The following is a 15,125-nucleotide window of genomic DNA, read 5'->3' as shown; positions in this document are numbered from 1 at the left end:
AATCAACCAATCACTAACCCTAAGGAGGTACAGTGAATATCTTCGGAACTAAGAGCAGGATCGTCAAGAAGGGCGAACTACGTAATGTGGAAGTCGAGCTGGTCTCGCTCCTCTTTGACGAGATGAACCCGGCTAACCAGAAAGGCTTTGTGGTCAAGAATGCTTCTGGACGGAGCTTTGAACACAAGATCAACTCCACCAAGTTCAAGAGTGAAACGAGTGGCACTCAGGGACGTCTATACGTCACTCTGATGGAACCCAACATCCATGACAGCCAGGGTGACTATTACACCCGGGAAGAGATTCAAAAGTCCTGTGATCACTTTGCCAAGCACGGCTTAGTCGGCAAGTGCGATGTGAACCACAACATGCAGCCCGTACCGGAGTTTACCGTAGTGGAAAACTACCTTCTCAAGACCAGTGACCGGGAGCATTTCCCCGATGCCAAGGTCGGCTCTTGGGTACAAGTCCTCAAATGCGAAAACCTGCAGAGTGAGCTCTGGCAGAAGGTCGAGAAAGGCGAGTTCAATGGTGTCTCTATCTATGGCAGAGCTGATGATTACAGTGGTACCGAAGCCAGCCTGGCCGAGATCAAGAACGAACTGGGCAGCCTGCGCAAGGTTGCGGAACTAAACAACAACAGCGAGATGCAGAAAGGCATCACAGCCATCACAGATCGCATCACTGAACTAGAGAAGAGCAGTGGCACCGTGATCGTCTCGGAAGCCATTAAGAGCATCGAGAAGAGCCTGAAAGACCTCTCAGTCACCATGACCCGAGCCATCTCCAAGAGCATACCGGGTGAACCGGATGGCAATCAGATGAATGCGGATAAAGAAGTCATGATCGATGGTAACAAGATCGTGGTCAAGGCTTCGCACCGGGAGATCTACAAAGGCATCTCCGATGTCGACTCCGGCAAAGCCATGAACATCCTCAATGCCAATACCACTTCTCTGTTTATCGATGAAGTGATTGGTAGCCAGCCCGGTGATACCCTCTCCGATATCTCGATCATCCCACTCCTCAAGGACGAGAAGATCGATGCCGGACTGATCGATGACCTGGTATTCAAGACCAGCCTGGATGGTGCGCTTACTGCTCAGACTGTAGCCACTGCTGACCTCTCTGTCCCCACCGGGATACTCAATGCCGAGTTCACCTTAGGCAGAGACGTGGTCGAGTTCTATAAGGACAAGTACGGTGAGGATGCCTTCGGTGCCTATGTAGAGAACCACATCGCCAAGAAGACCGAGAAGGCTATCCGTCTTCTCATCTTCAAGGGTGATCGTGTCTCTGCCACTGCCAAGCTGAAGGGACTGGATGGAGTGATCAAGCTCGCTACCACAGCCACCGATGTCACCAACCTCTCCAAGACCACCTATACCGACTGGGCAAAGCGTTTTGAAGCAGCTCTGCTGGCTTTCTCGGATGAGATGCTGGAAGAGCAGGAGAACTTCAAGTTCTATGTCAGCCAGAAAGACCTGATCCGTATCAGAGCCGAACTCGCTAAACGTGAGACCGGAGCCGGAGACCGTCTGCTGCTTGAAGGTGGCAACGTGTCCTTTGCCGGTATCCCCGTAAAGCCCCGTCTCATGACTGATGACTATATCATCGGCGGACTGCCCAAGTTCATCATCATCGGATACAGAACTGATGCCGAACTCAAGGTCGAGCACCATGGCGCGGACTGGAAGTACCACTGGTACATCCGTATCCGTCCCGGCATTACCTACATCTCCGGCTTCGTGAAAGTCTTCAAGTTAACCACCTAACCACAAACAACAATAGATTAAAGGAGTATCAATGGACTTCATCATTGCCAATCAAGCCTTCATCTTAGGGCTTATCACCACCCTGATCGTCTGGATCATCTTCAAGGTAACGGGTAAGACCTTGGATAAGACCAAGATCAACTCCGCACTGGCTATCATCCTCGATATCATCCAGGATATCAAGATCAACCCTGCCACCAAGGACCTCGATGACTATGCCAAGAAGCAGTTGGCGGTCGAGAGAGCCACCAAGAGCCTTCCATCCAATCAGACCAACCTCGTAATGAAGATATTTGGCACGATCGGGGGAGCAATCGAGTATGTCTTCCATAACCGTAAATGGCTGTTCAGTATCGGTAAAGCCATCAAGGGAGTGTTCTAATGCCACCCTTAACCGTGCCAACCTATCCGAGCGGGACGACTGCAAGTGATTTGCTCTATAGTGCGCTAATCGACACTTATATCGCCGATGATATCTTCTACGGTTTGGGAAGCTACACCGCAGCGGAAGTCGGCACCAAGTACGCCACTAAAACAAGCATGGCAACCGAGCTGAACACCTTTCTCAAACAGCTTGGCGAACTCGCCGAAAAGCCCGGGAAAACGGATAGCAAGATAACCAAGCTCAAGACCCGCAACTACCTGCTGCCCGGCAAGCGTACCAATACCGTTGAGTTTGTCATCTCCGGTATCTCCGCCAAGCAAAAGGACTATTTCGAGGGCGCGTTGTTCAGCGGAACCGAAATCACTATTGTCGCGGTAAACAAAGAACGGGAACGCGCCACTATCTTTAATGGTATGCGCTGGGTAATTGAATGGAGCGGAGAAGCGGATGGACTGTGGTCGGTCGTCATTTCCACCGAGTACTCCGGCAGCAGCTCCGGTAGAGTATATCTCATCAAAGGACTCGTTTAAGCAGCTTATATGCCACGCAAAAAAGCAACGCCTGAAACATCAGAAGCAGTGGAATTGCCTGTCTGCCAATGCAAACCCGAGATACGTGATAAAATTGACAGCGTCCACGAAGAGATCTATGGCAATGGTAACAGCAATAACTCACTCGTAACCAGAATGGCGAGAGTGGAGACGAACATGAAGCTGCTCTTGGTCGTCTCCTCCTCCCAATTCTTCATGCTGATCGGCGTTGCCATCAAGATGTTCTTCAGTCCCAATTAAAGGTAAAACAAATAACTAAAACAAGGAATCACTATGATCAAAGAACCTAAACTGACCTATAATCAACTCAGGCAGATCCTCTGCCTGACTATCTCGAACCAGACCCTGAAAGCCAAGCTGGAAGACTTCCTCTCCGGCAAGGTCGCCAATGTTTCAGAGGTCGAGTTACTGGAACTGATCAGTGATTCGGAAGCGGATAAAGAACTGATCAAGATACTATCTAACCAAGACCCTACCGAGATGGATGCCTTGGAAGCACTGGAGTATATCTCTGCTTTTTTTGTCTATATCAGAGCCAGCAAAGAGAGGTTCAGAAGTTGGCTCGGGAGTTTCGGATTAGCGGTGATCCCCGCTCCCAACCCCGCTACCCCTACGAGAGCTTCGAAATGATTATGCGTAAGCTTGGCTTCACCACTGAGGACTTCGCTAATCTCACCCTGCCGGAGCTCTATCTGCGGCTCTGTCTGACAAGTATGAAAGGAGACATCTAATGGATGCACTGATCGGCTGGATCGGAGGCAAACGCCTCCTCCGCAAAACTATCTCGCAATACGTTCCCAAGGACATTCAGGGCTACATCGAGCCCTTCGGTGGTGCAGCCTGGATGCTGCTGTTCAAAGACAAGTGGGGTGATCTGGAAGTCTATAACGATCTCGACTACCGGCTCGTAAATCTCTTTCTACAAGTGAAGTATCACCCGGATGAGCTGATCAAAGAACTGGACTTTCTGGTTGCCAGCCGTAAGCTCTTTGGTGACATCCTCAAACAGGAAGGCTTAACCGAGATACAGAGAGCAGCCAGGTTCATGTTCCTGATCACCCGTAGCTTTGGCTCAAAAGGCGATAGCTTCGGCACTTCTCAGAAGCGGGGCACCTCCAGCATGTATAACCGTCTGGAGCGCATCAAAGAACTGCACAAGCGCTTAGACATGGTCATCATCGAGAACCTCTCCTATGAGAAGGTGATAGAGAAGTATGATACCAAGAGCAACTTCTTTTACTGCGATCCACCCTACATGCTGGGTTACACCTATGAGAACTCCAAGCAGTTCAGTCACGAAGCCCTGCGAGATATCCTGAAGAGTATCAAAGGACGCTTTATCCTCAGCTATGACGACAATCCTGACGTTCTAAAGCTGTACAAAGGTTATGACATCAAGCACGTAACCCGTACCAAAGGCATCAACCGTAAAGAAGGTAAGAGTGAGTTCAATGAAGTGATCATCGCCAACTTCGAGATGAAAGAGACTGATAAAGAAACAGCGAAAGCCAAGCCCACAGCCAAACCAACCAGAGACATCAGGGGGATATCGTGAACAGCATTATCTCCTGGGTGGGTGGCAAGCGTCTCTTACGAAAGAAGATACTGCCGCTCATCCCCAAACATGACATCTACTGTGAAGTCTTTGGCGGCGCTGCCTGGATACTATTCGGGAAGTCACCTAAGAAGGAAGACTGGCAGACCAACCCTAAGAGCAGATACACAGAAGTCTTTAACGATATCAATGGTGATCTGGTGAACTTCTGGAAGTATGTCAAACAGCACCCTGAAGCGTTTGTGACCGAACTTAATCAATACCTCGTATCCAGAGAGATGTTCGACAGTTTCGCAGCACACCCACCTAAAACGGAACTGGAACGAGCCATCCGTTTCTACTTCCAGTTGTCCTGTTCCTACGGCTCAAGATCAAAGAACTTCTGCATCATGCAGGGTTACAAGTATATGCCTCTGCGTAATCTGGAGAAGGTGAAAGCAGCCTCGGAACGGCTCAAGCAGGTGATTATCGAAAAGCAGGACTTTGAGAAGATCATCGCCCGCTTTGATACACCCAACACCTTCTTTTACCTCGATCCACCCTACTATACAAAGGAGCATTTATACGATAGAGAAGACGCAGATGCCTTCACTAAGCATGAAGAGCTTGCAGCCGCACTTAAGAACATCAATGGGAAGTTCCTGCTATCCTACAACAACGACCCTTACATCCGCACACTCTACCAAGGCTTCACCATTGATGAAGTCGAAGCGCAATACACCGTCTCCGGTGCGTTCCAGACTGAGACTGAGCTGCTGATTAGGAATTATTGAATTACTATGAACTGCGTATTAGTAGTCCCAAAAGCCTTATCAACTAAGTCTTGCAGCATACTTATTTTTACACTGTTGCTTGCCACTTGCAAGTTCATCAAAGCAAGGTCATCCATCTTGAAAACCGGAATAATCGGATTAACCGGTCTACCATTTTGATGAACCCACATATCATGTTCAACAACAGTATCAGAATCAGAATCATCGAGCCAACAATATCCACTAATGTCATAACGAATTCCACCTACTTCAATAATGAAGTAGTCCATTTGGTCACCTTTTTTAAGCATGTAATCTCCATGTGATTTTTTTGAACTTACTTTTTGAAGTATCACAAATTGTCAATTGATTTTTCAATAGGAGTTTATGCCTGACCTAACTTTCAAACTCATCCTCGTCACTGACGATGCCAATCTCAAGCTTGCTGAAATCAAGCAGGAGGCGGAGTCCACCCAGTCTGTGGTGGAGAAACCTGCTGCGGTTAAGATATCGGCAGAACAGGCTCTGGCTACCATTCGTGATGTGAAGATTGCAGTCGATGGAGTGATCCAGGTGGTCGGTGGTCTGGTGCGTTCTATGAATGGATTGTTGGATGCATCACTGGCTCAGAGACAAGCGGTTACTTTGGCTAAGATAGCCTTCGGTGAAGCTGCTGCTGTGATGGGAGAGTTTGCCTCTGCCATGCAGTCATTGACCAACTTCGAAGATGATCAACTGCTGGCTCTGATGTCCAAACTCTCGCAGACCTTCAAACTGAACAAGGATGAGATACAACAGCTTGTGCCACTGCTGCTGGACTTTACCGAAGCCAATAAAGCCACCGGGATGAGTGTGGAGAGTGCCTTTGATCTCATGGGTCGGGCTCTGAATGGACATACTGAAATGCTTGGTCGCTATGGCATTGAGCTTGATGATACCCGGCTCAAGACTGAAGGTGTATCCTATCTGGTGGAGAAACTTGGCGAGGACTATGGCGGTACAGCTATCGCTCTGGCTGATCTGCGTTTGCAGAATGCCAATGCCTGGGGAGATATCAAAGAGACGATCGGTGATATGCTCAATGTTCTGATCACTCCTCTGCTTCAGGGTCTGCGCTGGTTGATGGAAGGCTATCAGAACCTATCTCCCATTATGAAAGGCTTTGTTACCGGTCTGCTAATTGCCATACCTGTGATAGGAACTGTGACCACAGCAGTGATCACTCTGACTGCTGCTTATCATGCTTTGAAGATAGCCATCAATCCCGTTGCCGGGATTATCGGTCTGGCGGTGGGAGCGGTTGCCGGACTCGGCTTTGCCTATGCTTCCACACAATTAGCCAATCAAGCAGCAATGGAAACGCAAGATGAGTATAAGGATTCGGTGGATAAGACAGCGGTAAGTGTGGAGTCCTTAGTCGCCAAGCATCGGGAGATCGCCTTTAGCATCGACTATGCAGAAGCTAAACGAAGATTGGGTGAGATCAAGAAGGAGATGGCTGACTATGAGGATACGGTCAAGAAGATGCAGACCGGTCTGGTTATCGTCAGTTCCGATTACTTCGACAGGCAGAAAGAGCGCACCATTGAAGCGGCTGAGTTAGCTAAAAAGATAGCGGTTGAGGACAGCAAAGCCAGAGCCGAGTTCAACAAAGAAAAGGTGAGGATCGAGACCGAGGCTACCTTAACCGGTATAGCACTGCTTGAGTATAAACTCGAATACACCAAACAGCATTATAAAGCACTGGGAGCCGTAACTGCCCTGAATGCCGATGAGCAGATATCCACTCTGGAACGTATCAAGGGATTTGAACAGCAGCTTGTCCAAGCCAAGCAAAGAGACCTCGATGCTCTGCAATCACTTCAACAGAAGTATGACACCCTGTCCATAGATGATGCGGTGGCTCGCAGGCAACGGGAACTGTCAATCCAGCGGGATGCCGAGTTGGAGAAAGCCAGATCACTCAATGCATCTGAGACTGTTCTTACCAATATCAGCAGTTACTATGCCAAAGAGATTACTAAGGTGGAGGCTGATGCTTCTGCTCAAAGAGTTCGTCAGGCTGAGATTGAGCAGAAGGAAAAGCAGCGGATTGCCGAGGAAGAGAAACGCAAGGCTCAGGAATTGGAAGATACACGCTATGAGTTTGCTCAGAGGAGTCTGGATTTAGCAGGCAATACCTATCAAGCCGAGCTGGATGCCATTGACAACTACTATGCCAAGAAGAAGGATAAACTCATCGCAGCAGGTCTTACCGAGCAGCAGATCACGGTTCAGAGTGAAGCAGCCAAGGCTCGGATTAGAAATGACTATGAGATGCGGAACCTGCAGGGTGCTCAACAGATCATGCGAGACCTTGCCAAAGCATCCGAGATCTTCGGCAAGAAAGGCTTTGCGCTCTGGAAAACCCTGGCAATCGGACAAGCAATGATCGATACATACGCCTCTGCCACCGCTGCCTATAAGTCTATGGTGGGTATTCCCGTAGTAGGACCCGGACTGGCAGTAACTGCAGCAGCCGCAGCAATAGGCGCCGGACTTGCCAATATCGCCGTTATCCAATCCACTGAACCGCCCAAGGCAGCAACCGGAGGTCTCTTAATCGGTAATTCCCATAAAAATGGTGGGATCATCATCGAAGCCGAAGGTGACGAGTACATCACTGCCAAGGACAGAGTAAAAACCTTGGGCAGAGGCATATTCGACTTCCTCAACTTCGCACCGCTTAGTCAGGTGAAGCTTGCCTTTGCCGGACTGCAGATGCCGAGTGTCCCACTGCCTGCCAGTGTCGGCTCATATTACGGCTCAGGTGGCAGTATTAGTAGCAATGGCAGTATAAATGCGCTCTTGGATATTATGGGCGATTTGCGGGATCAGGTTGTTGAGATGAAGCAGAATATCAAAGACAGCAAGTCCATTATTGAGATCAATGTCGATCCGCTGTCTAACGATCCTGTGCGGGTCAGTGAGATTGCCGATACCGGTAAGCAGATCAGGTCTGAGGTATAGGTAATGGCTCAACAATTCCTTTTTTTACTGATTGCGAATACCCATACTCATAACAGAAATCGAGACCGTCTATTCTTCCTAACTGCCTCAACTCATCTAATGATCCACTTGTTGGTGGAACTTTGGTTGGAAATATTACTGGAAGGCTACTACTTCCCGTTAAATAACTTACCATCTTCTGATCAATACTATAGGTGCGTTCAGCATAATCAGCATGATGAATATACCCAGATGCTGACTCACGAGTTGTTGTGTTATAACAGCAAACATACTGGTGCTCATCTATCACATACTTACCCTTTTCACGATCAGGTCGGTACAATTGAAAAATATACGAAACAAAACCTAAACTACCTGAACAAGCAACCACGGCACAGGGAGCTTTTGCTAATAATTTACTCTGGCTCAATGGAGGATATTCATTTGGATAAATTATTCGATATTCCCCAATTGGACATACCGGTTGCCAATCATCGTAGGACAAAGGACTTTCGATCTCACTATAAATGGTTTTTCTGCTCATTTTTACCTCGTAACTCAATCTTGATATTAAGCCGATTGTGTCAAGCATGAACATATTTAGGATAGACTTCATTCAAGGTAAGACCAATGCTTCTGACTATAATCAGGTAAAGCACAGTCTGACTGATACCGCTGCAAGTCGAGCCATCATCAGTCTGTCGGTCTCTGCTGATAAGCTGCAGACCGTATCCAACTACAGCCGGGAACCTAAACGACTCATCTTTGAGTGTTTCCCGACTACTTGGTTAAGTGCCAACATCCTGTCCGGGAGCAACGAGCATGAGCGGTATATCTCCCACTATGAAGTGAAAGTATATCGGGATAATGCTCTGTTTTTTACGGGGATAATCGATACCTCGCAATTGAGCTTTGACGTCAGCACTGGTATCCTGAAACTGACCTGTTATGATAAGATCAAGCTGTTATCTGTCTATTCCGACCTGACGCATTATTACAGCCTGACTGCAGGTTATCAGCCCATCTGGTTACTCGGTTACTTTCTGCAGGACATCCAGCAGACTATTCCGATATCCATCCCTTACAATAATCAGTTCTCCATTCCCACTCTTAACATCAGCACGGGTAATATGCTAACCATAGCCCACGTCGGCTTTGACGACTTGCTTGCCTTTCCTAATCCTCCCGGTGGTTGGACTTACAGCTATCATAGCTCCGGGTGGCTGGCACCGAAATACGGTTACCGGGTCGATACGCCAAGTAACAAAATCACTTTTATCTTTGCCTATAAAAAGATTATCCAAGCTACCTATCCCAATCCTGCCACCACCAGATATCAGGGTCGCTATCGGGGCAGGATATACAAGTTCTATAACAACATCTGTCCCGTGATAGAGGAGTATGACGAAAAGACCGGCTGGGAGGACAGTCTCACTTCTTTGGATAATGCCTATAATGAACTGCTCAGCTTCTTTAATGATAACGGTATCTCAGAAGCCCAATTGAATACACTTACCAGTACCGGCACTTTGGGTCAATGCAACTATGGCAGCAGCCACGCGGTTAATCTCTGGGTGGAAGCTCATTTTCATGGCAATATCATGCCTACCAAACTGCAGCCCGGCAAGTCTTACGAGACCAACCAGGCTGAGCAGACCGATAACTTGAAAGCTCTGCAGGCCATGTTGATACTCTTAAATGCCACTGTATTCACCAATACATCCGGTTCAATCATTCTCAAGAACAAGGATGCCTACTCCACTTCTATTATAGATATAGCGGACACCGATGTCGTAGCCTTTCTTTCAAAACGTGGCAATCAGGAAAAGCCGGATATCAAAACCATCGACATCCTGGCAGGAGACACCACTCAACTGCAAGGCATCATCCAGCCCTATCTGATGGACTTCTATGACTCCAAGTGGAGCATTGAAGCCGTAATAGACCAATTGTCCAAATACAGCCTTAGTCTCCAATCCAAGATCAGGATCAAGACCAAGGTCTATGCCATTACCGAACTGGAGCGTAACTATGCAAATGATGAATACAAAGTAAAGGCGTGGTTGATATGAAAGGCTTTCGCATGATCAGAACCGGCAGTGGCAATAGCTTCTATACCTGCGAGAACGGGCAGGTGGAATATGTTCCCAAACTCAAATACCGCATCGAGAAGAAGAATGCCTATGATCCCACATATATACACCAAAGAGAACCGTATCGGGAAGATGCCATCAACATCGAAGCGGTGCTTAGACCGGAAGAGTACAGCGCTTTTCTATACTTCCTGACTGTTCCCGGCAAGTTCTATATCGAGTTCACTATGTTCGGTACATTAATCAGGCAGTTTCCCGTAACCATCACTCAACTGCCTAAGATGCCTGATGATCTGCATGAGTATCCCGAGAAGATTAAGGTATCTCTGGAATCAAGATACACCGGCGAACTCACCACCATCAGCTTTGATTACATCCATACCTTAGACGAAAACGAAAGCGTCTTTCTATAACATAATAAACACCATAAATACAAGGAGCAGACATGTATAGATTTGGAATCAGCTACTACATCATGAGCGCAGCTAACCGCATCCCCTTAACCGGAGTGACCATCAGACTGGTCAGACCCGGCGGCACCTTTGCTAACGGCATCAAGGTTCTTGAGAACCCATCCGGCTCAGGCTATTATGAAACGGATACCCTCTTAGAACGTGACTGGGGTTTCTATGAGATCTGGGACAACAAGGTTGATCCCAATGGCTCATTCTCAGGTAAAACTTGCACGGTTGGTAAACTCGATGCCAGAGGTCTGCAAAATGATTGTATCTATGGTAATCACATTCTCAATGGAGTAGTAACCGGAAATAAGCTTGCTAACGGTTCAGTCTTGGCTCAACACTTAGGTTTCAGCACATTCACACTATCCAATATAGCTCATGAGCTTCAAGATCAGAATAGAGGAGTGGGTGACAGAACACAGAGCAGCCCTGCCGATCTCAGATCAGATACGCTTATCTCGCACAGGCTGGATAAGGACTACGAGACCATTCCACACATCATCCTGACCAACCAGTGCAACTGTTTTCTGTTTGTCTCAGACATCAAATTTGAGGGAACTCAGACAATCGTTACCTTAGGCATAGGACAGTTTTTCGGTGCACCCGCAGCTAAATATCAATTGCTGGCATTACCCTACTAATCACCCAAACCAGCCCAAGAAAGATACCCGGCAGAACCGGGTATCTTGTCAGATAAAGAACCTACTTCTGTTCGAGTCTGCAGATCAGCTCAGCCATCAGATTAATGACTTCTTTGTAATCACTGCATTCCCAGGCATCATCGGCTTTGATCTTGATCTCTTCAATAGTCATCTTCTCGGACTGCAGCCAGGGTCCCCGGAACTGATTCCACCAGCTCTTGTAGTGGAACTCATTAGCGAATGGATCATCTGTTGTAGGTGTTTGATTATCGATAATCTCTTCGATTGCCTGTTCAGTGCCATCCTCTCTCAATAGTACGATCTGACCGCCTGATTGCACCATCTCCTCCAGCGTTGCCTTGCCTTTGCCTTTCTGATTTTGCTTGGTCATCTTGATCTCCTTCTCGGTTACCCGACTGTTGATTTATGGTTTCTACACAACAACTATCGCAACCGTGGTCAAGTCCTTTCTGCACAATATGATAAGAAAGATACGATTATGTTTCTTGACATAAATAATGGCTTCAAGTATATGTTCATTAGCCTACAGACCCTACATAGAATGCCCTCCGAGACGTGGGGACACCGCCCGGTGCTCCCCACGGTTTTTTTATAGCTTACAAAAAGCCTATTTGAAGTTTTGGTGATTAAATTTGAAGAATTGGTGATAAAAGCTTGAAGCTTTCGGTGATAAAAGCTTGAAGTTTTGGTGATCAAATTTGAAGAAACGGTGATTAAATTTGAAGAATTGGTGATTAAAACTCGTCAGCAACAGCCTATAATAATTCCCACTTTCCCTCCATTTGAAGTTTTGGTGATCAAATTTGAAGTTTTACTTGAGGGTTTATATTCACCTGTTCACCCGGACAAGCTCACTCTCCCGCGATTTCTCTCTTGACAGAAATGGCTACTCCTACAAAATTGCGTCTCATTCTCATCAAGGATAGGATAATGCAAGATTATGAGCTTATTTTCAGCGGGTTTCTCAGCCGTAAGGGTTTGAAACTCACCAGCACCAGGAAGCTGATCCTGGAAAGTGTTTTTGCCCTGCATGGGCATTTCGATGCAGAGGGCTTGTATGAAAGGATCAGAAAGCTTTCACAGGATGTATCGAGGGCGACCGTTTATCGCACTCTGCCCCTGCTTTTGGAATCCGGTTTGATCCAGCATTCCATGCGCAGCCAGGCGCGGGATATGTTTGAACACATCTTTGGGCATCCGCGTCACGTGCATTGGGTTTGTTCCTCCTGCGGCTCCGTTTTGGAAACAGATCTGCAGGAAGTGATGCCCGCTTTGAAACAATCCGCGGCGGCGATCCATTTTTCCATCGGAGATCTGAATCTGCAAATCAGCGGACTTTGCTGGAAGTGCCGCTCAAGTGAGAATGAGAATCAATAGAACATGAGCAAACAGAATCCGATCATTGCCCTTGCCGGCAATCCAAACGTGGGCAAGACTACTCTTTTCAACGCTTTGACCAGCTCACGGCAAACGGTGGGAAACTGGCCGGGGGTGACGGTCGAACACAAACAGGGCTACTATCTCTATCAGGGAAAACGCTATGAAGTGATCGACCTTCCGGGCATTTATTCCCTTTCTGCCAACAGTCCGGACGAGCAGGCGGCGCGTCATTACATCCTGCAAAAAAGTCCCGATCTGGTAATCAACATCGTCGATGCCTCCAATCTGGAGCGGAATCTTTACCTCAGCGTGCAGCTCATGGAGCTCGGTTTGCCGATGCTGATGGTGCTCAGTATGACGGATATCGCGGCAATGAATGGCATCGGGATTGAGCTGGAACACCTGATAAGCCATCTCGGTTTTGAAGTGATGCCCCTGATTCTGAACAAACGCTTTGACGGAAATGATCTTTTGGAAAGAATCGAGGCGAATCTGCAGAATCCCACACTCCCCGCTAAAATTAGCTATGACGAAGTCGTGGAGATTCATCTCAACCAAATCATCAGCGCTTTGGAAGGCGAGACGCTTGATCGAGAGCTTCTGGACAAGGTCTTTGTTCCGAGATCCGGAATATCACCAGACTCGGCGGAAGATATGATCAGCCCTTTGCATAAACGCTGGCTGGCACTCAAGCTGGTGGAAGAGGATCCCGAGATCGGAATACACATCCCTGAAAATATGACGGAACTTGTACAAAAAGAAATCCGGTCTATCGCCAAACACCGCGGACAAGCGTCTGGGGCAGTGATCGCGGACGACCGATACGGATTTATCCGCGGACTTGTCAAAGACGTGGTCAAGCGGCAGGGCACGCACACCTATACGTTTTCGGATAGGATCGACAAGCTTGCCCTCAGCGGGATCTGGGGTATGCCGATATTCTTTGGTGTGATGTATCTGGTTTTTCTGTTAGCGGTGCGATTCAGCGAGCCACTGATCGGATGGATTGATCGCGGTTTGAGCTGGATATTTGTGGAGCAAATGGGAGCTTTACTGCGGCAGACGATCATTCCGGAGTGGCTGGTATACCTGTTTAGCGACGCTCTTGGGGGAGGGATAGCCACGATCGGAACCTTCATCCCGCCGATCTTTTTTATCTTCGTAAGCCTGTCCATTTTGGAGGATAGCGGATATATGGCACGCGCGGCGTTTATCGCAGATAAGTTTATGCGCCGCATCGGTTTGCCGGGTAAGGCATTCATTCCGCTTTTGGTGGGTTTCGGATGCACGGTGCCGGCGATCATGGCGACGCGAACTCTGGAAAGCAAACGCGACCGCGTCTTTGCCTCGCTGCTCACGCCATTCATGTCCTGCGGCGCGAAACTGCCGGTTTATACGTTTCTGGCGATGATGTTCTTTCCCAGGCGCGCGGACATCGTGGTCTTCGGGCTCTATCTTTTCGGAGTGGTGATGGCGATGGTCTTTGGTTTGCTGCTCAAAAAGACGATCTTCAAAACCCAACCGGGTAATTTTGTCATGGAGCTGCCACCCTATCACTTTCCTACTTTTAACGCCATTCTGCTCCACACTTGGCACCGGCTCAAGGATTTTATCCTCCGGGCGGGGAAGACGATCCTGATCGTGATCATGGCGGTCACGATCCTGCAGGGGATCTATATTCCCAATCCTTTGAAAGACGGTCAGAAAAATATCAACGTCCTCGAATTGGGAGGAAAGATCATCACTCCGCTGCTGCAACCCATGGGAATCAAAGCGGATAACTGGCAGGCGTCGGTGGCATTGATCAGCGGGGTCTTTGCCAAGGAAGCCATCGTCGGCACCTTGCAGGGTCTATATCAGGAAGAAGGCTCCGGTGGGGCAGAGGGATCGCCGCAGGACAATATGCGATCAAGTTTTGGCGGGATTCCTTCCGTGCTTGCATATCTTGTCTTCGTGCTTCTCTATGCGCCCTGCGCCGCCACTCTGGCAATGCTTTTAAAAGAACACGGCTGGCGCTGGATGAGCTTCGCTTTTGGGTATCTGACCGTGTTTGCCTGGATATTGGCAACGCTCGTCTATCAGATTCTCAGTTTCAGCTCGCAGTCGTTCATCTGGCTTGGCTTCTGCTTGCTGCTTGGATCCGGCTTCTATCTGAGCCTCAAATATTTCGGCATCAAGGAACATCATCATGTTCTCAAGTCGTAACCGCGTCCGTTTGCGTCGGCTTGGCAGACGCTTTCTCTATTCTCACCGTCATTGCAAATGCAAACGCGGAGATTGCATAAGCTTGAGCGAACTGGGCGAAGGGCGCAGCGCCATGGTAACCTGCAACAACGACATCAGGATCATCGAGCGCGGTTTGTATATGGGAGTGTCCGTATCCATGTTACGCAACGATCCGGGGCAGCCGAATATCGTTATTGCCGTGGGTGATGCGCGCTATGTGCTGGACCGGAGGATTGCAGATTCCGTGAGAGTGAGAGTGTCGTAGAGGAAAAAGGCTTCAGGTCTTTCTTGACCTGC

18 protein-coding genes are annotated in these 15,125 nt (G+C 48.3%); 15 read left to right on the top strand and 3 right to left on the bottom strand.

Features of this window, described 5'->3' with window-relative positions; all coding sequences use genetic code 11:
* Positions 1-32: 32 nt before the first annotated feature.
* The 7 genes from Q8M98_10480 (at position 33) to Q8M98_10450 (ending at position 5,039) form a co-directional block, all read left to right on the top strand.
* A complete protein-coding gene (locus Q8M98_10480; GenBank protein MDP3115180.1) occupies positions 33-1,775 on the top strand; it encodes an XkdF-like putative serine protease domain-containing protein in 1,743 nt (580 codons plus the stop codon).
* A 31-nt stretch (positions 1,776-1,806) separates the two neighbouring features.
* On the top strand, positions 1,807-2,157 hold the full coding sequence (locus tag Q8M98_10475; GenBank protein ID MDP3115179.1) for a hypothetical protein: 351 nt from the start codon (positions 1,807-1,809) through the stop codon (positions 2,155-2,157).
* Entirely contained in the window at positions 2,157-2,690 is a 534-nt protein-coding gene (locus tag Q8M98_10470; protein ID MDP3115178.1) for a hypothetical protein, read from the top strand. The genes Q8M98_10475 and Q8M98_10470 overlap by 1 nt, the downstream gene beginning before the upstream one ends.
* A gap of 9 nt (positions 2,691-2,699) precedes the next feature.
* Positions 2,700-2,951 carry a hypothetical protein gene (locus Q8M98_10465; GenBank protein MDP3115177.1) on the top strand — a complete coding sequence of 84 codons (252 nt, stop codon included), beginning with the start codon at positions 2,700-2,702 and terminating at the stop codon, positions 2,949-2,951.
* A 33-nt stretch (positions 2,952-2,984) separates the two neighbouring features.
* Positions 2,985-3,341, top strand: a complete 357-nt coding sequence (locus Q8M98_10460; GenBank protein MDP3115176.1) for a hypothetical protein — start codon at positions 2,985-2,987, stop codon at positions 3,339-3,341.
* Between the two features lie 100 nt (positions 3,342-3,441).
* Positions 3,442-4,266 (top strand): DNA adenine methylase, encoded by an 825-nt coding sequence (locus Q8M98_10455; protein ID MDP3115175.1) that lies wholly within the window; start codon positions 3,442-3,444, stop codon positions 4,264-4,266.
* On the top strand, positions 4,263-5,039 hold the full coding sequence (locus Q8M98_10450) for a DNA adenine methylase (GenBank protein MDP3115174.1): 777 nt from the start codon (positions 4,263-4,265) through the stop codon (positions 5,037-5,039). The genes Q8M98_10455 and Q8M98_10450 overlap by 4 nt, the downstream gene beginning before the upstream one ends.
* On the opposite strand, the gene Q8M98_10445 is transcribed toward Q8M98_10450, so the two are convergent.
* Complete coding sequence (locus Q8M98_10445) at positions 5,033-5,329, bottom strand: hypothetical protein (protein ID MDP3115173.1); 297 nt, start codon at positions 5,327-5,329, stop codon at positions 5,033-5,035. The genes Q8M98_10450 and Q8M98_10445 overlap by 7 nt on opposite strands.
* A 76-nt stretch (positions 5,330-5,405) precedes the next feature.
* On the opposite strand from Q8M98_10445, the gene Q8M98_10440 reads away from it, so the two are divergent.
* A complete protein-coding gene (locus Q8M98_10440; GenBank protein ID MDP3115172.1) occupies positions 5,406-8,027 on the top strand; it encodes a hypothetical protein in 2,622 nt (873 codons plus the stop codon).
* Here the strand turns inward: Q8M98_10440 and Q8M98_10435 are convergent.
* Complete coding sequence (locus Q8M98_10435) at positions 8,011-8,550, bottom strand: hypothetical protein (protein MDP3115171.1); 540 nt, start codon at positions 8,548-8,550, stop codon at positions 8,011-8,013. The two genes, Q8M98_10440 and Q8M98_10435, sit on opposite strands and share 17 nt — an antisense overlap.
* Before the next feature lie 46 nt (positions 8,551-8,596).
* Between Q8M98_10435 and Q8M98_10430 the strand changes: the two genes are divergently transcribed.
* Genes Q8M98_10430 through Q8M98_10420 form a run of 3 tightly spaced genes read left to right on the top strand, consistent with a single transcriptional unit; the run spans position 8,597 to position 11,201 of the window.
* Positions 8,597-10,078, top strand: a complete 1,482-nt coding sequence (locus Q8M98_10430; protein ID MDP3115170.1) for a hypothetical protein — start codon at positions 8,597-8,599, stop codon at positions 10,076-10,078.
* Positions 10,075-10,512, top strand: a complete 438-nt coding sequence (locus Q8M98_10425; GenBank protein MDP3115169.1) for a hypothetical protein — start codon at positions 10,075-10,077, stop codon at positions 10,510-10,512. The genes Q8M98_10430 and Q8M98_10425 overlap by 4 nt, the downstream gene beginning before the upstream one ends.
* A 32-nt stretch (positions 10,513-10,544) precedes the next feature.
* Entirely contained in the window at positions 10,545-11,201 is a 657-nt protein-coding gene (locus Q8M98_10420) for a hypothetical protein (GenBank protein ID MDP3115168.1), read from the top strand.
* A gap of 61 nt (positions 11,202-11,262) precedes the next feature.
* On the opposite strand, the gene Q8M98_10415 is transcribed toward Q8M98_10420, so the two are convergent.
* Complete coding sequence (locus Q8M98_10415; protein ID MDP3115167.1) at positions 11,263-11,592, bottom strand: hypothetical protein; 330 nt, start codon at positions 11,590-11,592, stop codon at positions 11,263-11,265.
* Between the two features lie 318 nt (positions 11,593-11,910).
* On the opposite strand from Q8M98_10415, the gene Q8M98_10410 reads away from it, so the two are divergent.
* From Q8M98_10410 to Q8M98_10395, 4 genes are read left to right on the top strand one after another with little or no spacing between them, the layout of a single operon-like run.
* Entirely contained in the window at positions 11,911-12,099 is a 189-nt protein-coding gene (locus Q8M98_10410; protein ID MDP3115166.1) for a hypothetical protein, read from the top strand.
* Between the two features lie 53 nt (positions 12,100-12,152).
* Positions 12,153-12,599, top strand: coding sequence for a Fur family transcriptional regulator (locus Q8M98_10405; GenBank protein ID MDP3115165.1), 447 nt, complete (start codon positions 12,153-12,155; stop codon positions 12,597-12,599).
* Between the two features lie 3 nt (positions 12,600-12,602).
* Entirely contained in the window at positions 12,603-14,807 is a 2,205-nt protein-coding gene (gene feoB, locus Q8M98_10400) for a ferrous iron transport protein B (GenBank protein MDP3115164.1), read from the top strand.
* Positions 14,791-15,093, top strand: coding sequence for a FeoA family protein (locus tag Q8M98_10395; GenBank protein ID MDP3115163.1), 303 nt, complete (start codon positions 14,791-14,793; stop codon positions 15,091-15,093). Before feoB ends, Q8M98_10395 begins: the two co-directional genes overlap by 17 nt.
* The last annotated feature ends 32 nt before the right edge of the window (positions 15,094-15,125 follow it).

The organism is Candidatus Cloacimonadaceae bacterium (assembly GCA_030693415.1).
Classification (GTDB): domain Bacteria; phylum Cloacimonadota; class Cloacimonadia; order Cloacimonadales; family Cloacimonadaceae; genus JAUYAR01.
The sequence above is the reverse complement of the archived record's forward strand: the minus strand, read 5'-3'. Positions and strand labels throughout refer to the sequence as shown.